This is a genomic window from Rufibacter sp. JT3400010 (genome assembly GCF_054956755.1).
In genome coordinates, this window is the sequence record NZ_JBUDXA010000011.1 from 26,336 (window position 1) to 46,259 (window position 19,924).

Sequence of the window (19,924 nt, forward strand, 5' to 3'; positions counted from 1 at the left end):
ATGGAACTAAGGGAAGAAATCATTCGGGAACTGAGAAACATTTTAGCAGACCTGGAAACCACTACCAGCTTCGCTGAAGCAGCAACCCCTACCATTCTGGCATCTTTTCAGGAAACCCATGAAGTACTGCAGCATCTGGTAGAGACTTCAATTGAAGGCACCCAAGCCCACCAGCGGTTTTTGTTCTTGACCAAAATGCTGGAATTAGCCGTAGAGGAAATTGAAGGAGGCGGCGTGGAAGACGGCCTTTGGTTCGGGAAAACCGTGATCACTTTCCTGCTGGACGGCACTTCTGCCAACTCTGTTCCGGCCGAAGCAGTGGAGTGTAACTAAGGAGCCACACTTCGTTTCTTTGTTTTCACAACCTCAGTGTGGCGGATTGCCCCAGCAGAAGCAGTTTCTCAAATTTGAATCAAGCTGCTCCGTCAGTAAAAGGTAGCTGTTCTTTTTCCAAGGCCAGTTGAGTCAGATGTTTGTTCATCTGACTCAACTGGCTTTTTTATACGCCGCCGCATTCGTTACAAATCACGGTAGACAACCAAGGAATACGTACCTTTAGGCTGTTCTTTAAGTGCACCTCTGTCTGATTTTGCTATTCGGCTAAGCTTACGGCATCATTTAAAGGCACTTATTTAATGTCTACCCATTCATGAAAGTAAAGCTACTTTGCTTCCTTTTCCTCTCGCTTCTTGGCTGCACCAACAGGCAAGATGATTCTATTAAAATGACTTCGTTCAAGGTGCTGGACCAGAAATCCTTTGAGATGTGTTTCAACAAGGAGGTGCCTGGCATTTACGCGCTCGTGATTCAGACAAAATCCGGAAGAGAGATAAAACGGGCGGGCAGGTTCACGGGAGAAGGCCAAACATGCCTCAAAGAGCTGAAGATGCAGCACTCGGCCGCCTCGTACACCACTGCCCAACAGAAATTCTACGCAGACTCATTGGTGAACGAAAACATAGCCTCTGTGAAATGGACGGTCTCCAGAAGGTACTATGAAGAACCTTACGCCCAGGGTGAGTTCCGGAGAAAGTAAAAACTGCGTTTCTTCAGGTAGATTGTCCGCTTACCTTTATTCTGGCTTTGTTTTCTGAAAATCAGAGGTAAAACAAACGGGAAGGTTTGCAGCCGGAAACCTGAACCCAGGATGAAGAAATAGCCTGACAAACCATGCTTCTGCTGTAAGAATTCAAAGGGATAGCAGACTAATAACTAACGTAGCGAGTGCTTGTTACCAGCAGGAACGCACTTCTGCCGCTAGCGTCTTTCTGAACCTTCAAAAATCTACCTGTATGAACGTGCTCACGCTTAACCTCACAGATTCAGTCAAAATAGAAGTAGACAATTCGTTCACCGGTCTGGAAACCATCAAATACAACGGCGAAATTGTCTCGGAAAAGAAATCACTGCTGGGCGAGAATCACCGGTTTGAACGGGAAGAGAATGGCGAAAAAGCAGTCTACGAAGTCAGAATAAGCATCAAACACCTTACCCGGGTAGGCATTGACATTTACCGTAACAACAAGGTGGTGCTGCTAAGCTAAACCGCTTTTCTTTCTTAAACTGCTAAAACCGAACCATCTTACTTTCCTTTCCCTGTTTTGAGTTCGTTTATAGTAAAACAGCCTACAAAAGGGAAAGCCCCTGTTTTTTTTGGAAGCAACAAAGTAATAGTTCCTTCATCTTATACAGGTTAAAGGCAACGTTTGTGCGTATAAGTGAGAGAAGATCATTGCGCCCCGCCACAATAGATAGGCTGGCAGATGTGTTATATATCTGTTTAATTCTTTATCTTTAATCAAGTACTTCACTGTAAACGTTACTACCATGCCCGGAAAAACACCCACCAAAGAAAAAGCGAAGAAGACAGCCACCAAAACCCTGAAAGAAAAAAGGGCGGAGAAACAACAAAAGAAGGATTCAAAGAGAGATTAAGTTACTTCACGTTACAACCCCAAAGCCCCTGAGTGATCAGCTAGAGGTACACCCCTCCGCTCACTACTCAGGGGCTTTGAATTAACGTCACTTTCCCAAACGTAACCGCGTCCATTCCCTTCCGCCGTGATCAAGAGTACCTTTGCGAAGGCAGAAAACATATTCAACCCTGAACAGGTTACGTACTGCAAGAAATACGAAACAAGAAAATTGACCAGCACCATGGAATTTACTTCTACCAGACCCGAAGACATTCTCTTTGACGCCTGCCGCAAAGGCGACGTAGCCACCATACAGGATCTGCTCGCCCAAGGCGTAGACATCAATACCCAGAATGGCCGGGGCTTCACGCCTTTAATTTTAGCTTCTTACGAAGGTCATCTAGAAGCCACCAGAGTTCTTCTTGATGCCGGGGCCGATGTGAACATGCAAGATATGAGCGGAAACACCGCCCTGATGGGTCTCTGCTTTAAAGGCTACGCCGATATTGCCGAACTTCTGATTGCCCGCGGAGCCGATTTAAACATTCAGAATTACAGCGGCGGCACCGCCCTCATGTTCGCCACCATGTTCGGCCGGCATGAACTGATGAAACTAGTCGCCCAGCACGGCGCAGACCAATCCATCAGAGACAGCCGTGGCCTCACCGCCTTAGAAATGGCCGACAAGATTGGCAACGAAGAAGCCATCAAAGTACTTCATCCCGGCAGCTAGCTTTTCATTTTTAATGACCACTGCCCGTTCAGCAAGAAGCCTGTTTAGGTGCTGTTTTTCTATAAACAGCACCTAAACAGGCTTCTTGCTTGTCCTATTACTTCTACCCCATCATCTAATTTCCAAGAGAATCAACGAGTGCCTCTAGATGGAAGATAGATCTGGAACCCTAAACCCAAAGACAAACCTGTGTTACCAGAAGTACCCGAGCCTACATCAATATTAGCATGGCTGCGCACCAGGTTGAGAGTTCCCTCTAAAGAAACGTTGGTTGCCACAAAGTGGGCGTAGCCCGCCCTTACACCATATACGGTAGAAAGGAGTCGGTCCCCATCTGCGTCTTCCTGATTGCTACCACCAATACCCACTAAAGCCTCCCCAAACCAACGGTGCGTAGGAGCTGCACCTTCTGGAAAGTAATACCTGATAAAGGGAGTAAGCCCATAGTTAAAAAATTCACCACCATCATAGAACTCGGCACCCAATTGCACTTGCGCTCCTATAGCTGCATTGTCGCTGATGAAATATCCGGCCCTGGGCTCAATATTCAAGGTAAAAGTCTCTGATTTGAAGTTGTGGCCAATATCACCAATACCAGCTCCAATTAACCAGTTGCCCTGCCTTACTGCCGTAGCAGCTACGGGTGCTGTGCTTTGCGGCGGAGTGACGGTCTGGCCTATAGCATCTCCTACTACTGCCAATACCAATGACAAAATAAGTAAAGGTGTTTTCATGATTATCAGCTTTAGTTATACATTTTTAATATTTTCAACGAGTTCATTTTCAATTAGTTTCTTTCACAAAAGGATTCTTACTATCTAATTATGCACCAAGTCTGCTATTGCGTTTTGTACTAATAGTAGAGATATCCAAACTGCGTGAATTCTACTATTTAGCACACAATCCAATCCGTACACAAAGATCGCTATCGGGCATGCCTCTGCTTTTGTAAAACAGACGCTTCACACCTTAGTAGGTAGGCAAATTGAACAAAAGCTTGAGCTCGCGGAAATGACAGGAATACTCCATGGTTCAAGCTTTCAACTTGGACCCAAAATACCGGAAGTTTGAAACTTCCGTGAGGCGTGAGCCTCAACTTGCTTTTGCTGGGTTATTCCCGCTGCTGGCGCGAGCCTCCGGCAGCTTGAAGGCAGAAGCAAAGTACTACTGGGTAGTACTTACTGAATGGATGCTTGTTTAAGCGACTTGGTAATAATTTGAAGCTATCGCTTCACTGAAGTTTCAAACTTCAGGTCATGGGAGGTTCAAGTTTTCAACTTGGACCATGAAAGGTGTACTTTATTTCTGGCAGCAGAACTACACGTATCTGTTTCAGATAACAACCTAGTGGCATTTAGCTAGATTACTGTTTTGTGGGTAATAGACTCAGAAATAGGAATGTTCTCGTGTTTTTTGCCGATGATGAGGCGGTTGCCCGAGTTGTAGGTAAAATAATTCCAACCCCAGTTAAGCATGATGGCTAAGCGATTTCGGAAGCCTACAATGGAAACCAGGTGAATGAACATCCAGATAAGCCACGCCAGAAAACCCTGCGATTTTATGTCCTTTTTGAACAGCTTCAAATCGGCGACGGCTTTGTTGCGGCCAATGGTGGCCATGGAACCCTGGTCATTGTAAACGAAGGGCTGCAGGGGCTGTCCGGCGAAGAGTCTGATCAGGTTTTTGCCTAACAGGGTTCCTTGCTGCATGGCGGGTTGCGCCAACATAGGGTGTCCTTGCGGATTCTCGGGCGTTACCATCGCAGCGATATCGCCAAGGGCGAATACGTTTTCATAGCCCACCACCCGGTTGTACACGTCTACCTGCAAGCGGTTTCCTTTTAGGAGACTTTCCGGCTTCAGGCCTTTCACAGGGTTGCCGGTCACGCCTGCCGCCCAGATGAGGGTGCGGGTAATCAAGGTTTCGCCGTTGTCTAGGGTAGCGGTGTAGCCGTCGTATGATTTCACCCGTCGGTTTAGCCAGACCTTCACCCCCATTTCCTCCAGAAACTGCAATGATTTTTGCGAGGCTTCCTTAGACATCCCTTTCAGCAACTCGCCACCGCTCTGAATGAGGTGAATGTCCATGGACTTGAAATCCAGCTCAGGGTAATCTTTGGGGAAAACGTGCTTACGGAGCTCGCTCAGCGCCCCCGCCAATTCTACACCCGTGGGTCCGCCGCCCACAATCACGTAGTCCATAAGGCTGTTCAGTTGCTCGTGGTCGTCCAGTTGCAGGGAATCTTCAAAGTTGCTCAGAATGGTATTCCGGAGATGGATGGCATCATCTACGCTTTTCATGGAAAAGGCATTCTGCTCCATCTGCACATCCCCAAAATAATTGGACGTAGCACCCGTGGCGATGACCAGATAATCATACCTGATGAGCCCAATGTTGGTCTCCACCAACTGCTGCTTGGTGTCTACCTGCTGCACTTCGGCCAGCCGGAAAAAGAAATTCTTTTGCCCGTCAAACACCTTCCTAAACGGGTGAATAATGGATTCTGCTTCTATGGCCGCCGTGGCCACCTGGTACATGAGCGGCTGAAACGTGTGGTAGTTCTGCTTGTCAATGAGAATAACCTGTACATCGGCGTTTCTCAGGGATTTCACCAATTCCAGCCCCGCGAAACCACCGCCAATAATCACCACTTTCGGTTTACCGGTATTCGTTATTCTTGCATAGTTTGCCATAAGCCAATTTAAGCGTGATTTCCCAAACGTAGCGTAAAAACGCTCGTGCTGCAAGCCTGGCTTGCTGCTGGTTTGGTTAAAGTGTACGGAACAGACTTTGTGCTGTTTTAAAGGAAAGCAGCACAAAACTGAAAAGAAGCAGCCCGCATGGAAAAACAAACCCCTGTGGGCTCCTTCCTTCAAGGGAACCAACAGGGGTTTTAGAGCATCCTTTCCTTTACCTGTATTTCATGAAGCAACAAAAACTCCGCTGAAATTAAGCTGAATCATGAGGCTAAGCGCCTCTCCTTTTGGCTTCGGTCTGCAATACTTTCAATTGGTCCTCCGCTGCTTTCAGTCTGCTTTTAGCGGCTTTCTCGCGTTCCTTGGCATCGTCAGATTCCTGTTCAGCTCTTTTCACCTCGGCCTTCAATGTTTCCACTCTGCGCTGTTGCTCGGCCACAATGGGGTCACTGGACATGCCGCCACCGGTCAATACTGAGCAACTTACCAGCAGCGGGAAAATAAAAAGAAGCACCGCCGAAGCTGATTTTGTATAAGTTATTGATTTCATCTGTTCAATAGATTGGTATTTTAATTCTTACGATGATCGCTTAGAGTTGTTTAAAATACCATTTCTTCCGCATAAACAGCTTTCAGAATGAATAGTCATATTCCGAAGAAGGAATTTCAACCTTCAGCCACCTAAGATAAATCTTACCCTATTCCTACATCCCAGCATTTCGGCTTACGCCGAGTAAAATAAAAAGCACCTGAAATTAGGCTGCTTTTCTGAAAGCAACTCAAATTCAGGTGCCAACTGCCAACGGGCCTACCTACTCTTCTTACAAGTCTGGGTGCGTGCTGGCTCTTCTTTTCAAGGTTCTTACTCTGCCAGGGTCCATTTCCTCTGGTCTGGAAAGCGTACCTACTACCAAGCCTACCAGCCCCATGGCCAGAAAGGTGTTGCGGGCTTTCATGTTTTGGGAGAACCCGAAAATCCAGGGGGCAGCCAAGGAGAAGACGCTGGTAGCGAAGTCAACGGCCAGGTGTGCTTTGAACGGCATCACCTGCACCGCGCCCCATTCAGCTTTGGTGATCAAGGCCGACACCAGGGTGCCGCCCGCAATGGCCCGGCAAAGGGTGGTTGCCGTTTCTTCTTCGGTAAAGCCCACGGTCTCTGGGGCCGCAGCTACTGCCGGAATATAGGCCACATCTGCAACGCCGTGCATGGGCCTGGTAATTGGTTGCCACATAGTAATGATGGTTTAGAGGGGTGAAACAATGAAAGCTGCGCTCAACAGCTTTTCTTTTATCTAAATCTGTACGGGGGCTTGTTTGCTTTGTTTTTAGCAAATCTTACGTACTCGTTTTCTTTTCGGCCCGCTTTCCTGAAATCAGCCTCTAAACGTATTTTACAGGAACCAATCAGGCACCAAAACAGTCTTAGAGAAGAAGAGATACCTGGCTGCAACTACCCGCTATTTCCTTTCTATCACCATTTAAACTATCTTTCCAGATGAATTTTCTGCTTCTTCTTTTCAGTGCGTTTCTTTCTTTTTCCTCGCCTGCTTGGCTCAAGGAAATGGAGCAGGCTAAAACGGTCGCCCATACTGAACACAAGTCCATCTTGCTTAATTTTTCTGGCTCTGACTGGTGCGGCCCCTGTATCAAGTTGGAGAAAGACATTTTCGAAAATGAGGCTTTTCAAGCCTACGCTGCCCAGAACTTAGTTTTGGTAAACGCCGATTTCCCCAGACAGAAGAAAAACCAACTAGACAAAAACCAGATAGCCCTGAATGAAGCTTTGGCGGAGCAATACAACAAGAACGGCATTTTTCCGCTTACGCTGTTGCTAGACGCCAACGGCAATATCATCAAGAAGTGGGAAGGAATTCCGGCCAAAGAAGCGAAAGACTTTATTAGTCTCCTATCAGTTCCTCAGAAGTGAGCCAGCATTCAGCAACTGCCCCTACGCTCCGGCTCTTCCGGCGTGTTCAGAAACTGATGGGAAACAGGTTTGAACTCACCATTCTAGCCGAAGATGAGCCTCAGGCAGCTCATTGCCTGGACCAGGCTATAGCCGAGATACAACGCATTGAAGCGGTTCTGACCACCTTTTCAGACAGCAGCCTTACCAACCAGATTAACCAAATGGCAGGCATTGCCCCGGTGCAGACCACGCAGGAAGTTTTTGACCTTATTTCCCGTTCTCTGCGCTTGTCTGCGTTAACCCAGGGCGCTTTTGACATTACGTACGGCGGGGTAGATAAAAGCCTCTGGAACTTTAATTTGCAAATGAAAGCCCTACCCCACCCATCCGTAGCAAAAGCTTCTGTCAGGCTGGTGAATTACCGCAATGTGGAACTGAACCCGAAAGACCGAAGCGTGTTCCTGAAAGAGAAAGGGATGCGTATTGGTTTTGGAGGAATTGGCAAAGGCTATGCCGCCGAACAGGCGAAAGCCGTTTTGCAGAAAATGGGCGTAAAAAGCGGGATTGTGAATGCGGCCGGGGACCTAACTGCCTGGGGCACGCAACCCACCGGAGAAGCCTGGACTATAGGGATTGCTGACCCAGACGCCACCCGCCAGCCCTTCTCCCAACTCAAGATCACAGACATGGCGGTGGCTACCTCGGGCAACTATGAAAAATATGTGGTTATTGATGGAAAAAAATACAGCCACACCATCAATCCCAAAACCGGTTTACCCGTTACAGGAGTGAAAAGTGCCACTATCATTTGCCCCAATGCAGAACTGGCAGATGCCATGGCCACCCCCATGATGGTAATGGGCGTAAAGGTGGGCCTGGAACTGATTAACCAGATGAAGAAAATTGCCTGCATCATGATAGATGACCAGAACAACGTATTTACTTCCAATAACATCAGGCTAACCGCATGATCTTTTGCAAACGTCCGCTTTTGTTTTTCCTGTTGGTGGCAACAGGTGCAGGCAGCCTGGTTTCCTGCCAGTCTGTGAAGGAGTACAACAAAATGTACCTGAATGATTCAGAGATGCAGCTTTCGGCCAGGAAAGTACAGAAAACCGAGATGAACTTCATGCAGTACCGCGAGGGTGCTGCCGGAGCCAATGGTGGCACTTCCGGAGGTGGTTGTGGCTGTAATTAACGCTTAGAAAGCCTCTTGTATGCGGAAGATCTACCTTAGTGCCACGCTGTTTTTCGTCTCCATTCTGTCATCTTTTGCCCAAAGCAACCCCAAAGACAGCACAGCGTTCAAGAGCCGTAAACTGAAGTTGGAAGAAGTAAACTTTGTGTCCAGTTATTACACGCAGGACGGAAATAACTCAGCCGTGACCGGCGGAATTGGCACAGAAAAACTTACTGATGTAGCGACTAGCTTTGAGGTGACGTTCACCCGGTCAGATGCCCGCAACCGAGCCCATTCGCTTAACGTGGCGGTGGGGATTGACCATTATTCTTCGGCCTCCTCTGACCTGATAGATCCTACTACCATTTCCTCTGCCTCAGCAGCCGATAACCGCATTTACCCATCGGTGCAGTGGTCCATGCAAGATGACGAGAAACATTATGCCGTGGGCGCGGGGGCTTCTGTGTCTACCGAGTATGATTACTTCTCTAAAGGGGCCAGCTTCAACTTCACAAAATTCTCCAGGGACAACAACCGCTCTTTTGGGGTAACAGCCAGTGCTTACCTAGACACCTGGACTGTGATTTATCCTATTGAACTCAGAACCATTGAAGTAAATGGCTCTGTCTTGGATAATCCTGAGGCTCATGGTTCCAGACCACGCAATACGTACAATGCTTCTTTTTCTTTGGCGCAAGTCATTAACAAACGCCTGCAACTTTCCTTTTTATCTGATATCACCTACCAATCTGGTCAGCTAGGCACTCTTTATCAGCGGGTTTACTTTTCAGACAACTCCCTGAATGTGGAACGTTTGCCTTCTACTCGGCTGAAACTACCGGTGGGCATGCGGCTGCATTACTTTATTTCAGACAAAGTAATCCTGAGATCCTTTTACCGTTTTTATACTGATAATTGGGGCATTCAAGCCCATACCTTAGAACTGGAGGTTCCTTACAAAATCACTCCTTTTCTATCTGTGAGCCCTTATTATCGCCTCTACACCCAAACGGCGGCAGATTATTTTGCGGGTTATAAAGAGCACACTCCGTTGGAACGCCGCTACACCAGCGATTACGACCTTTCTTCCTTCACCAGCCACTATGCGGGCGTCAATTTCAGGGTAACCTCTTTGGAGGGAATCTTAGGCATAAAAAAGCTGAACACTGTAGAGTTTCGTTACGGCCATTACAACCGCAGCAACGGTCTAGTTTCCAACACCATTTCGTTAGCAGCCACTATTAAGTAGCATACGGTACTATCCAGTTGAACCTGCTTTAACCGCTTCTACTCGTCAATCAATTATAGTTCAGGCTTGCTTTACCAAAAACAGCCTGTAAATCTTGAAGTTCTAGGCGTGACTTACTCTTAGGTCCAGACGCAGCTGCATGGCAATTCTTTCACTAAGGGTATCACTGATCAGCTTCAACTCTTCCTGGCTATATTGGTAGAAGTCCAGACTATTGATAAATTCAACAGCATCTGAGCAGGCCACTAAGTCTGATTTACAAATAATGTATAGAACGCTCTCCAGGGGTATCTTTTTCTTCATACAAGTTTATTTGTATTGTGTTCTCGTAAACTAAATTAGCTTATTTGAATGCCATTTCAAAGCAAAACTCTATCATAATCAAGCATATACAGTATTTACCGCGATCTTCTAAGGGTTTATTACACATCCATTTCAAACCTGGAATTGCGTTAAAAACTGCACTTTTCAAACTCTCAAGAAAAGGACAATTGAAAACCAAAGGCTTTATTTTAGCTTTTACTCATGATCGTTATTGATTGAAAATCAGAAAAGTAATATTTCACTTTTCCTACTTATGTATCAAGGTCTTGCCCATAGGTAGCTTTTTAGAGGTGCTTTCCTAAAACGAAGACAAAACCAAGAAAAGCAACTCACCGTCAGACGGTTAGCTATAGCTCTAACATCTCCCTCCTCCACACGTAAGCAATTAGCAACTCTGGTTAAGCATAGGCTACTTTTTGGAAAGGCATTTTTTTAGAATGGCATTCACCACGGGATGAAAGGCCAGAGAAGGCTTCGGTTTTTAGGTCAAAATCGAATAATGGCCTTCTAAACGCAATGGAACACCACGTCTTTAACACCTATACTATGGAAAGAAGAGATCATGCTGCATCTGGTTATCATTTAAGGGAGTTAGGAGACAGCAAATTTGCGGTAGCCAAAGGCGCCCCCGACATTAGAGGCTGGCAGGTGGGAGATGCGCAGGGCAATCTGGTAGGCAAAGTGAAAGAACTACTCTGCGATACCGAGGCGCTTAAAGTCCGGTACCTGATTGTTGATTTGGCGGGGAATAAGCTGGACCTGGAATCTCGCAAAGTCTTGATCCCAATCGGCTTAGCCGAAATCCACGAGGCCGAAGATGTAATTACAGTTCCTAACCTAACCGTTGCCCAACTGCAGGCGCTGCCAGCTTATGAAACAAACAACCTAACACCTGAAGCGGAAAGGTTGGTGCAACGGATCTTTGTGGGAAACCATGTGCATGGCATAGCTCCTGCCCCGGCCCGCCAACCCGGCAACCCTGAGTATTACCGTCAGGAACGCGCTGCACAGCTTCCAGACTCCCATAAGGCTCCTGAACTGGACATAAAAATAGAACAGACAACTCCTTCCGCCCAAGCAGACACTCAAAGTCAAGATAGGACGGCTCATTCTACTTCCAGCCCAATTGCTGAAAAGCAGCTTCAAAACAACAGGCAACCAGTAAAAACCGGAAATACCCGTCTACAGAGTTCTACTGCAGAGCAACCACCGGAAGAAAACATGTCCCTGCCTGGAGAACGCATCCTGCTTGAGCGGATTCCACTAGACAACACAGTTAACACGGCCAATTTTAACAGTTTTCAGGATGGTGTCATAGAACTGAAAGAATTTGGGGAAATGCCGATTATCTCCAAAGAGGCTCATGTAGTGGAGGAAATTACCATTGGCAAAGATGTGGAAATACATGAAGAAGTGATCCAGGAAGTATCCCGCAGAACAGAAATACAGATAGAAGACTTACGCGATGACTCCAACGGGAACGCTCGTCCGCTAACCTAATACTCAAGTCTTATCCAATCTGTATCCCTGAGCTTACTAAGCCAGCTACGTAGTTGTCTATGTCTTCAATAGATTAACTACCTAGCTGGCTTTTCTTTAGCCTCAGGCATATAAAACTCCTGAATTTGTACGGAAATCTGAAAGTGGACTTTTACTGAATCATCTTCCTCTACTAATAACCGCATACTCCACTTTTTAGAAAGTCCTTAAATCAGCCTGCCTACTTTTTATGCAAAATATTGTTTTAAAATTTTTATATATGAAAGAATAAACAGAGTATCTACTTCTTAGCATATTATAATCACCAGATATCTATATATAACAATTCAGCAGGTTGCAACAAATCAAATAACTGTGACATACAATATATTACACAAACATTTTCTATTGCTAACGGTTTACACTCGTTCATCCCCAACGTTCCTCTAATAATAAAAATACAATTTTTTAATCTGTTTTAGAAACCCCACCCTCCTACAACCGTTTACTTATGCAAAGAGAAAACCAAATGGATCAGACAAGAAATCTTGAGGGCGATTTATACGGAGCCGGAACCACCCCGCACCAGAACACTACGAACAATACTTCTGAGGCATCATCTTCTATAACCATTCCGGTAATTGAGGAACGCGTTCACCTAGATAAGCAAGTAGTGGAGAAAGGGAGTGTTCGCATTATCAAATCTGTGACAGAGCAGGCGGTACCCGTAAATATACCCTTGATCCAGGAGGAACATGACATTCAGCGGGTAGCCATCAACCAATACGTAGACACACCGCCGCCACCCGTTAGGTATGAGGGCGACACCATGATCATTCCTATAGTTCAGGAAGTGATGGTAGTGGAAAAACGCCTCATGGTGGTGGAAGAGCTACACATCACCAAAAACAGAGTGCAAACCCATGATGTTCAGCAGGTGAACCTCAGAAAAGAAGAAATAAGGGTAGAGCGTATTTCTCCTGAACCTACCAACAACAACCAGCCTCAGAGCTAATCCTGATCGATTTCTACTTTATACACCAGTCAACAAATCATTTACTTACACACTTAAAACTATGGCACAAACAGTAATTGGAATTTTTGATAGTTCCGCAGAAGCCCAACAGGCAGTAAGAGAATTGAAAAACATGGGTATCAGCGAAAGCAATATTGATGTTTCCAGTGCAAGTTCTTCCGGTTCAACCACCGGCTCTTCATACGGCTCAGATTCTTCCTATGGCAGTGGCACAACCGGCGCCTACGGTGCAAGCGGCTCCACCGGTGCCTATGGAAGCACGACTGGCTCTACTTCATCCAACCATGACCACAACGACGGCATTGGAGGGTTCTTCCGGTCTTTGTTCAGCGATGATGATGACAGTGCCAACACATACTCTAACGTTGCCCGCCATTCAGACTGCATTGTAACCGTACATGCCCAGTCACAGGAAGAAGCCCGCAGAGCAGCGATCATTCTGGACCAATACGGCTCTGTAGACGTAGACCAACGCGCTACCGAATACGGCTACCGTTCCGGAAGTTCTTACACCGGAGATTCCACCACAGATTCTACTTTTGGCGGCGGCGCAGATGCTACCTATACCGGTTCCACTAACAACACAGTATTATCAAATACCGGAGCAGACTACTCTGATACCACCAGAGACAACAATATTTCTGATTCCACTTCTATTCCTATTATTGAAGAGAATCTGGAAGTTGGCAAGCGCGAAATTGAAACCGGCGGAGCCCGTCTGCGCAGCAGAATTGTGGAACGCCCCGTGGAAGAGCATCTGCGTCTGCGTTCTGAGCATGTAAGAGTAGAACGCCGTGCCGTAGACCGTCCGGCCACTGAAGCCGACTTCACCGGGTTCCAGGAAGGCGAAATTGAATTGACTGAACGCGCCGAAGTACCTGTGGTGAACAAAGAAGCCCGCGTGGTGGAAGAAGTGTCACTAGGGAAAGAGGTAGAAGAACGGGATGAAGTTATCAGGGAAACCGTACGCTCTACTGAGGTAGACGTAGATAACCTGAACACAGACACGTCCAGCACGGGATCTACGCTAACTAATTCAGGCGCTGAAAATACAGGCACCTTTGGGACCGGTACAACTGACACCAACTCCAATATAGGCTCTACCGGAACAACCGGAAGCGGCTTAGATAGTATTGCCACCGGCACAAAGGGAACAGGGATTGGCAAAACAGGCTCCGGCTTCACAGACACAGACCGCGACCGCGGCAGTTTAACTAGTGATCCAACACTCATCTAAACAATTAGAATCTCAAGATTAGATTCTAGGTTAAAAGGCGACTGTCTACATAGGCAGTCGCCTTTTTATATGCCTCCTCGTCTAGCTTGAAAATCGAAGCTTTCTATTTACAAGCAGTTTCCTTAAAAAATCGGCTTACATCAGATATAATCTATTTTCAGTAAAAGTTATGCTGGTGAAAACTGGCCATTTTGTAGAGACGCAATGCCTCGCGTCTGTCTGGTGTGCACAAACGTTCCAAAGCGATAAGACACAAAGTATTGCGTCTCTACAGTTGCTGCTTCAAAACCCTCCCCCACTGCCTATCTTTCCTCAAGGATGGAGAATATCCATGTAAAAAGAGAACTTTGTTGCCGAAACCCCTCAAGCAAACACGTTACCCAATTTCCGACTATATTGGCAAGTCAAGAAAACTCTTTGGACGCTCTGCTCACTTAAGCCCCTGTATCACCTAAAGAAAAGCATTCCCCCTTCACACGATAACCGTACCTCTAGAAACCTACTATTATGAGGAAAGTCTTACTATTGATTGTGCTCTTGCTTACCGCCATGATTCCCTTTGCAAACGCCCAGAAATTTGTGACGCTCACCTATTACCAAGATGATACCCTGAAGCTGGAATTAGACCTGTTCCTGCCCCAAAAGGCAGGTAAGCAAAAGCTACCCTTGGTCCTCTTTGAACACGGCGGCGGTTTCTCTGGCGGTGAAAGAAGCAGCGGACACAGCTTCTGCGCTTATCTGGCCCAGAACGGGTATGCCGCCGCCACCCTCACGTACACCCTCTACATGAAAGATAAGAATTATGGGTGCGACGGAAAACTTCCGGAGAAAATCAAAGCCTTCCAGTATGCGGCAAACGACTTTTGGCTGGCTACTGCCTTCTTTCTCAAAAATGCCAACACCTATAACCTGGACCCTACTAAGTTCTTTCTGGCAGGAAGCAGCGCCGGGGCCGAGGCCGCGCTACACGCCGCTTTTTGGGACTATAAAACCATGAACCTTTACCCAAAAACGGTACTTCCGGGTAATTTTAAGTACAAAGGAGTCATTTCTGGAGCCGGTGCCTTAATGGACCTGAACCTGATCACGCCCCAAAGCCTGCTTCCAGTATTTTTATTCCACGGCAACGCCGATCCGGTGGTACCATACGGCACCGCCGCCCATCATTACTGCCCTACCAATGCTTCAAACTGGCTCCTACTGCATGGTTCATATTCCATCTACCAGCACTTAGCAAAAATGAACGGAAGCACACGTTTACTTACCTATTGCGGCGGCGGACATGAATACAGTGGTGAACTGTTCAACAAAAACCAGCAGCTTTTAGTCGATTTTCTGAATGATGTCCTGGCTGGTCAAAAGACGCAGGAACACGTAATTGTCTCCACCGGTAAAAGCAATGAGCGCTCTAAAGTGTATCCCTTCTGCGATTGAAGCTCATTGTTAGAGTATAGCCTGAGAGAAGTGCGAACAAATCTTACCTGTCATTTAGCGCTTTCTTTTCTGAAAAGAGGTCCTAATCATGTGTAAACCAAACCAGCCGTAACAAAGAATCCGTTTCAGGCCTGATTTCAAAAATTCAGTCCCGAAACGGATTCTTTGATTTATATAATGAAGGAGCCTTCGTTCCTGGAAAACATTCCTTAGAAAATGCCTAAAAACTTTTCCCGTTGGTAGATATTATTCAGGTCTTTTTCAAACAAGGTATACGGATCTTGGTAGAAATTCAGGAAGTCTTTCTCGCTTACCTGCCCCGGGAAAGGAGCATAAAAATGGGTAGGGCTTTGGGTGTCGTTTCGCCAAACCAGCACGTAAGCCAGCCGCATTGGGTGCCTTTTCATGGCGGGTAACAGCGTACCGGTCCACCAGGTGGGATTAGGGATTGACTCTAGACCAGTCTCGGTGAAAGCGGCCAGTTTCTTTGCTTTGCGGGCGTAATCAGAGATGATTTTCAGTTTGTGCGCGGCAGTGTCAATGGCGTAACGGTCACGGCCCATGTCGCCGTAGTTGTCCATTCCTACCATGTCTACCCACTTATCGCCGGGGTAGCGTTCCAGAAATTCCTCTTCGGTGTTGAATTTATTGTCTGGCGAAAAGGCGTAGATGAAGTTATGAACGCCCAGACTGTCTCTCAGGTAAGACACGGTAAACTTCCATACCGCAATAAACTCTTCGCGGCTGGTATGGGGCTTGCCCCACCAGAACCAACCTCCGTCAAATTCGTGGAAAGGCCTAAAAATCACGGGGGCCAGTTTGCCATCGGCACCTTTCACGCTGTGCGCCCACTCTCCTATTCCGCGTAAAATCTCTTTATATTGCTCGTGCGCTTCGCCCCCCGGAATGATGTATTTCACCGCCGGTTTAGAAAGGGAATCTACCCAGTAGAAGCCGCCTTTAGACACGGGGTTGGAAAAATGCCAGGCAGCGGTAGTGACTCCGCCCCGGTTGTACGTGTCAATCACGTTCTGCCGTACGGCTTCTTTCGCCTGCTGGATAGCTTCGGGAGAACGTCCGGAAAATCCGCTGAAATCTACCCCAATCACCGCCGGATGCGAACCCGTCACTGATTTCACATCTGACCTGTCTTTGCCATTGAACCAGCCATGACCATACTCGGTGGCGTGCTGGTGCCCGAACAAGGTATGCTTCTTGGCAAGTTTCCCTAAGTTCTGGTAGAGCGCCCGCGTTTCAGGAGTGGCCTTTTTATCTATTGGCCTTACTCCCACGCACCCAACCAGGAAGAGTACACCAGCCAATACAACATTCGTGATTCTACGCATAAACCCTTTTTTATCTTTATTTACCTGCAAGATAGTAGCTGGCAACAGGTTATTCATCAAGCTTTCAATCAGAAATACTCCAATGTCCAACTCAGGTTTATAAAATAGAATTTAACGAGCTAACTGGAAGTTACTTACTGATTTCATGTTGGCAAGATACTTTCACGCTTGTTGAAATGCTTTCAATTTATTACCCTACCATGTACCACAATTCCCAATTTTATTTAACTTGCTTTCTACAGAAGGCAACAATGTCATTTTGGCTTATTTAAATTTATCTCCAAAAAGAGACAATCGTTCCCCCATGCATATAGACTTACAGCTACAGCTTAAACACCAAGACGACTTCATCAAGGTTGAAGTAGACGAGCAATGCAAATATATTTATGTAGAGTGGCTCAAGGCTCCTGACACGGAACACTTTAGGAAATCATTTCAATTGGCAGGCACCATTTCCCTTGCCCACAAGTGTGAGTATTGGTTGAGTGATGCCCGCCAAATTCCATACCTTGATTTTGCCGATCAGAATTGGATATTAAGGGCCATGAAGCCGTTACTAATGACTTCCACCCTGAAAAAATATGCCCGCCTTTCCTCAAAAGAGAGCATTGGGCTAATGGATGTTCATCGTATCTATAATACCATTTCAGAAACAGAGGGCAATGATTTATTTGTTCAACTGGAGTCCTTTTCCAACAAGGAAGCTGCGCTTGATTGGCTTTTCTCTGAATATGGAAAAGAGTCTTCTTCCAACCCTTACCAGTAGGTTTTAGGCTTTTCCTTAAAACAGACTATTCCTCGCAGCTTGTTGAAGTTTTAGAAGATGTGAGACACTACCGTTTCAATGGGGAAGAGCCAGGTAGATCCATAAAATCCTAGCAGACACTATTGGTAAAGATGAAACTGTTTTTGGCCACTTTTCAGAAAAAGCACCCAAAACAGGCTTAACCTTTACTTGGATGAAGTTTAAGCCGATAAACGGATAGCTTGGCAATTTAAAAAAGACAAGGGCAAGAAATCCTATTTGCGCAAACCACCAGACTTCTGCTTTTGACCTGGTTTCGCCAGAATAAGCCAAAAGCAGGATTCTGATAGTTTTTCTTTTCTAAACGAATGCCCGCACCAAAAAGCACGAGCAAAGAAGTAACAATAGCTTATGCTCCCAGAGGTTCTAGTACTCTTTCCTGTACTGCTTCCGTTCTTTCTTTCTGCACCTGGCAAGGCAGAAAAATAGTGAAGGAACTGCCTTGGTCCTCCACACTTTCTACCGTGATATCGCCGCCCAGGCTCTCCATTAGTTCTTTGCACAGCATTAAACCCAACCCTGTTCCTTTTTCTTTCAAGGTGCCCAAGGTGGTAAAACGGTTATCTGAGAACAGCTTTGCCTGATTTTTTGCAGAGATTCCTTTTCCAAAATCGGTTACGGTTAAAGAGACACCCCCTACTTCTTCCTTCAGATCCAACGTGACATCACCTCCCTGGTAGCTGAACTTGATGGCATTGGCCAGGAGATTACGCAGCACAAACGCCAGCCGCTCTTTATCTGTGAAAACCTGGATCTGCGTATCTACGTGATTCACCAGGTGCACCGCTTTTTCTGAGGCTTGTTCAGACACTACCTCTATACTCTGCTCCACAAAATCATGCAGCTGTAAGTATTCCAATTCCAACGAAGAACCTTGCATCTGAGCTTTGGACCATCCCAGCAGGTTGTTCATCATGCTCACTACTACCTCCATGTTCTTGCCCAAAGACTCAAAGATACGCTTCACTTCTTCCTCGGTAAACGTTCTGGTCTGTACCATTTGCAGAATGCCTTGGATAGAACTGAAAGGCGTACGCAAGTCATGCGTTACTATGGAGAAGATCTTGCTCTTGAAACTATTATGCCGGTCTAACTGGTGATTCTTTGTTTCCAGAACAGCCGATTGTTGGGATATCTCTTCTTTTTGCGCGGTAATTTTTTGGTTTTTCTGCAACAGTAACTCCGTGGCTTCCTGTAGTTGCTTAGAGATGATTTTAAAATGCCTGCGGCTGAAGTAAAGGATCACCACCAGAATGGCCAACAGAAGCAGAATGCCTCCCTCAAACCACATGGTGGCCTTCTGCTGTTTTATTTCAATGGCCTGTATACGGCGCTGGGCTTTTAATTTAAGGTTCTCCAACTCGCGTTGGTCATTCTCGTACTTGGCAATTATCTCGGCGGCCGTACGGTTTTGCCGCTCTTTATCCAATTTAATGTCCTGCTGGGCAAATATCTGTTGGTAGGCATACGCCTGTTCATAGTCTTTCTTGGAAGCATAAATTTCGGCCAGTAGTTGAGCTGCGGCCATGATTTTCTTGCCAGATTCTGTACTCTCTGCTACTTCATACCCTCTACGGGCATACGCCAATGCCTTCGCTGTTTGATGAAGCGCAAGATAGGATTTTGCAATGCAGTTCAGAGTTACGGCCATGTTCATGTTATTCTGCAACTCCTTGTCTAATTCCAAAGCCTGAAACAGGTATGGCAATCCCTCTTCAGGCTTTTTCATGAAGGTGTACACGGCACCAATGTTCAATAAGCCAACAGCATAGTCTTTCTTTTTACCTAACTCCTGTTGAAGGGCCGCACCCTTCTTAAAATACTCCAGGGCTTTAGGGTAGTTCTCATTGCTTTCATAAATGTTTCCCACATTATTGTACACCCTACCCAAACCAGCTTTATTGTTTGTCTGCAGGGCAAGAGCCTGGGCTTTACCGTAGTTCTGGAAAGCTCTTTTCTCATCTTTGGTCTTGAAACAAAGAACTCCTAGCGTGTTGTAGGTGGCTACTAAGAGGGCCGTGTCTTTGATTTGCTCCCCAATTTTGAGCGCAGCATAGTGGTAAGGAAACGCCTTATCAAACTCACCTAGAACCAAATGCCCGCTTCCCATGAGGTTGATCGCTTTTGCTTCCCCTTCTGGAAAACGAAGGCGCTTTGCCAAACCATGGGCTTCTCTGGCATACTGCATTCCTGTTTTCACGTCGGTGAGCAGGTATTGACGGCTCAGATCACACAACAGAGAAACTTTTGCGGTATCCTGCGGCGAACTCGCCACCTGCCGGGTTAACTGTTCTATGGTTTTGCCTTGCGCATACACCCGCCCCCCCATCAAAAGCAATAGAAATAAAAGTACTCTCATAGAAAAGAAACAAGAGAATGAACCGCCACTTCACCAGTTATCATCAACACAGAATCTTCCTACTTATTAACACAGGAAACCAGGAATCATGTAGCGACACGTAAACATACAAAAATTTGTCATCTCTTCTCAAAATCCAACTGGAAAGATATCTGAGTAAGAAGCAATTAATATAATTATTCTGCAAGAGCAGAGGTCAAGAAATCCTTTAAAGGTTTTAG

20 protein-coding genes are annotated in these 19,924 nt (G+C 46.3%); 13 read left to right on the forward strand and 7 right to left on the reverse strand.

The window, feature by feature from the left end:
* The 4 genes from ACY0JR_RS12095 to ACY0JR_RS12110 all read left to right on the forward strand — a co-directional run bounded on the left by ACY0JR_RS12095 (nt 1) and on the right by ACY0JR_RS12110 (nt 2,649).
* Nucleotides 1-333 carry a hypothetical protein gene (locus ACY0JR_RS12095; RefSeq protein WP_462634352.1) on the forward strand — a complete coding sequence of 111 codons (333 nt, stop codon included), beginning with the start codon at nt 1-3 and terminating at the stop codon, nt 331-333.
* Between the two features lie 316 nt (nt 334-649).
* The gene (locus tag ACY0JR_RS12100) at nt 650-1,036 is read left to right on the forward strand and encodes a hypothetical protein (RefSeq protein ID WP_462634353.1); all 387 of its coding nucleotides are present in this window, start codon (nt 650-652) and stop codon (nt 1,034-1,036) included.
* Between the two features lie 256 nt (nt 1,037-1,292).
* The gene (locus tag ACY0JR_RS12105; RefSeq protein WP_462634354.1) at nt 1,293-1,544 is read left to right on the forward strand and encodes a hypothetical protein; all 252 of its coding nucleotides are present in this window, start codon (nt 1,293-1,295) and stop codon (nt 1,542-1,544) included.
* 613 nt (nt 1,545-2,157) lie between these two features.
* Nucleotides 2,158-2,649, forward strand: coding sequence for an ankyrin repeat domain-containing protein (locus ACY0JR_RS12110; protein WP_462634355.1), 492 nt, complete (start codon nt 2,158-2,160; stop codon nt 2,647-2,649).
* Between the two features lie 131 nt (nt 2,650-2,780).
* Here the strand turns inward: ACY0JR_RS12110 and ACY0JR_RS12115 are convergent, their stop codons facing one another.
* The 4 genes from ACY0JR_RS12115 to ACY0JR_RS12130 all read right to left on the reverse strand — a co-directional run bounded on the left by ACY0JR_RS12115 (nt 2,781) and on the right by ACY0JR_RS12130 (nt 6,577).
* Nucleotides 2,781-3,383, reverse strand: a complete 603-nt coding sequence (locus ACY0JR_RS12115) for a hypothetical protein (protein ID WP_462634356.1) — start codon at nt 3,381-3,383, stop codon at nt 2,781-2,783.
* 624 nt (nt 3,384-4,007) lie between these two features.
* On the reverse strand, nt 4,008-5,342 hold the full coding sequence (locus ACY0JR_RS12120) for an NAD(P)/FAD-dependent oxidoreductase (RefSeq protein ID WP_462634357.1): 1,335 nt from the start codon (nt 5,340-5,342) through the stop codon (nt 4,008-4,010).
* A gap of 274 nt (nt 5,343-5,616) precedes the next feature.
* Complete coding sequence (locus ACY0JR_RS12125) at nt 5,617-5,895, reverse strand: hypothetical protein (RefSeq protein WP_462634358.1); 279 nt, start codon at nt 5,893-5,895, stop codon at nt 5,617-5,619.
* A gap of 271 nt (nt 5,896-6,166) precedes the next feature.
* The gene (locus tag ACY0JR_RS12130) at nt 6,167-6,577 is read right to left on the reverse strand and encodes a hypothetical protein (protein WP_462634359.1); all 411 of its coding nucleotides are present in this window, start codon (nt 6,575-6,577) and stop codon (nt 6,167-6,169) included.
* Nucleotides 6,578-6,840: 263 nt separating this feature from the next.
* Here ACY0JR_RS12130 and ACY0JR_RS12135 point away from each other — a divergent pair, with 263 nt between their 5' ends.
* The 4 genes from ACY0JR_RS12135 to ACY0JR_RS12150 are packed head-to-tail and all read left to right on the forward strand — an operon-like array spanning nt 6,841 to nt 9,683.
* The gene (locus tag ACY0JR_RS12135; protein WP_462634360.1) at nt 6,841-7,272 is read left to right on the forward strand and encodes a thioredoxin family protein; all 432 of its coding nucleotides are present in this window, start codon (nt 6,841-6,843) and stop codon (nt 7,270-7,272) included.
* Between the two features lie 56 nt (nt 7,273-7,328).
* Nucleotides 7,329-8,225, forward strand: a complete 897-nt coding sequence (locus ACY0JR_RS12140) for an FAD:protein FMN transferase (protein WP_462634361.1) — start codon at nt 7,329-7,331, stop codon at nt 8,223-8,225.
* Entirely contained in the window at nt 8,222-8,452 is a 231-nt protein-coding gene (locus ACY0JR_RS12145) for a DUF4266 domain-containing protein (protein WP_462634362.1), read from the forward strand. Before ACY0JR_RS12140 ends, ACY0JR_RS12145 begins: the two co-directional genes overlap by 4 nt.
* Nucleotides 8,453-8,471: 19 nt before the next feature.
* On the forward strand, nt 8,472-9,683 hold the full coding sequence (locus ACY0JR_RS12150) for a DUF3570 domain-containing protein (protein WP_462634363.1): 1,212 nt from the start codon (nt 8,472-8,474) through the stop codon (nt 9,681-9,683).
* A 102-nt stretch (nt 9,684-9,785) separates the two neighbouring features.
* On the opposite strand, the gene ACY0JR_RS12155 is transcribed toward ACY0JR_RS12150, so the two are convergent.
* Nucleotides 9,786-9,986 (reverse strand): hypothetical protein, encoded by a 201-nt coding sequence (locus tag ACY0JR_RS12155; protein ID WP_462634364.1) that lies wholly within the window; start codon nt 9,984-9,986, stop codon nt 9,786-9,788.
* A gap of 567 nt (nt 9,987-10,553) precedes the next feature.
* Here ACY0JR_RS12155 and ACY0JR_RS12160 point away from each other — a divergent pair.
* The 4 genes from ACY0JR_RS12160 (at nt 10,554) to ACY0JR_RS12175 (ending at nt 15,193) form a co-directional block, all read left to right on the forward strand.
* Nucleotides 10,554-11,507, forward strand: coding sequence for a DUF2382 domain-containing protein (locus tag ACY0JR_RS12160; protein WP_462634365.1), 954 nt, complete (start codon nt 10,554-10,556; stop codon nt 11,505-11,507).
* 508 nt (nt 11,508-12,015) lie between these two features.
* A complete protein-coding gene (locus ACY0JR_RS12165; protein ID WP_462634366.1) occupies nt 12,016-12,501 on the forward strand; it encodes a YsnF/AvaK domain-containing protein in 486 nt (161 codons plus the stop codon).
* A 61-nt stretch (nt 12,502-12,562) separates the two neighbouring features.
* Entirely contained in the window at nt 12,563-13,759 is a 1,197-nt protein-coding gene (locus ACY0JR_RS12170; RefSeq protein ID WP_462634367.1) for a YsnF/AvaK domain-containing protein, read from the forward strand.
* 507 nt (nt 13,760-14,266) lie between these two features.
* Nucleotides 14,267-15,193 (forward strand): alpha/beta hydrolase, encoded by a 927-nt coding sequence (locus tag ACY0JR_RS12175; protein WP_462634368.1) that lies wholly within the window; start codon nt 14,267-14,269, stop codon nt 15,191-15,193.
* A 209-nt stretch (nt 15,194-15,402) separates the two neighbouring features.
* Here the strand turns inward: ACY0JR_RS12175 and ACY0JR_RS12180 are convergent, their stop codons facing one another.
* A complete protein-coding gene (locus ACY0JR_RS12180) occupies nt 15,403-16,539 on the reverse strand; it encodes a glycoside hydrolase family 26 protein (RefSeq protein WP_462634369.1) in 1,137 nt (378 codons plus the stop codon).
* Nucleotides 16,540-16,768: 229 nt separating this feature from the next.
* On the opposite strand from ACY0JR_RS12180, the gene ACY0JR_RS12185 reads away from it, so the two are divergent.
* Nucleotides 16,769-17,305 (forward strand): hypothetical protein, encoded by a 537-nt coding sequence (locus ACY0JR_RS12185; protein ID WP_462634370.1) that lies wholly within the window; start codon nt 16,769-16,771, stop codon nt 17,303-17,305.
* Nucleotides 17,306-17,693: 388 nt separating this feature from the next.
* Here ACY0JR_RS12185 and ACY0JR_RS12190 read toward each other — a convergent pair whose 3' ends face one another.
* Nucleotides 17,694-19,703: a tetratricopeptide repeat-containing sensor histidine kinase gene (locus ACY0JR_RS12190; RefSeq protein ID WP_462634371.1), complete on the reverse strand. Its 2,010-nt coding sequence runs from the start codon at nt 19,701-19,703 to the stop codon at nt 17,694-17,696.
* Nucleotides 19,704-19,924 lie beyond the last annotated feature (221 nt).